This window comes from Vibrio sp. 378, assembly GCF_033339435.1.
Map to the genome: position 1 here is coordinate 1 of NZ_JAWOUO010000949.1, position 564 is coordinate 564.

The following is a 564-nucleotide window of genomic DNA, read 5'->3' on the forward strand; positions in this document are numbered from 1 at the left end:
TCTTCGTTGGCTCTACGGTGATTTGGATGTCATCCGAGGTATCAAATACGCCATCAGGGCCGCTATTTACCATCTCGGTAGAATCAGGAATATAAGCAAAGCCACCAGGATAACGGTCGACTAGACGCACACCTGAGAATGGGTTGTCGTTTTCGTTGGTGATCACCACTTCATATTCAACGACTTCACCGACACTGGCTTCCGATTTGCTTGCCACTTTAGTGACTTTCAGCATGCCTTCGTTGTAAGCCTGCTTTTTCACTTTGACCGTGACATTCGCAGATGCCGTTTCGCCCGTCGATGCTGCCGCCGTGAAGACGTTGGTAAAGTTGTCATCAATGCCTTGATTGATCTCACCTGTCACGACGATTTCAAACTCGTTGCCTTGGTACGCTTTCAAGGTATGGTTGGAATTGACGTTGTTATCCGAATCCACAGAGACCACAACGCCAGATTTCAGCTCTGTAATAGTCGCTTTCCATGTCGTGAACAACGCATTACCGTTGCTACCAATCAATTTGTCGATTTCATCCAACAAGTTCACGCTCTCTGCATCGCCAGAGC

General features: G+C 47.7%; 1 protein-coding gene. It reads right to left on the reverse strand.

Going from position 1 to position 564, the window contains the following annotated elements:
• Nucleotides 1–564: hypothetical protein (locus R7Q48_RS29765; protein ID WP_318133983.1), on the reverse strand; the 564-nt coding region annotated here is incomplete at both ends.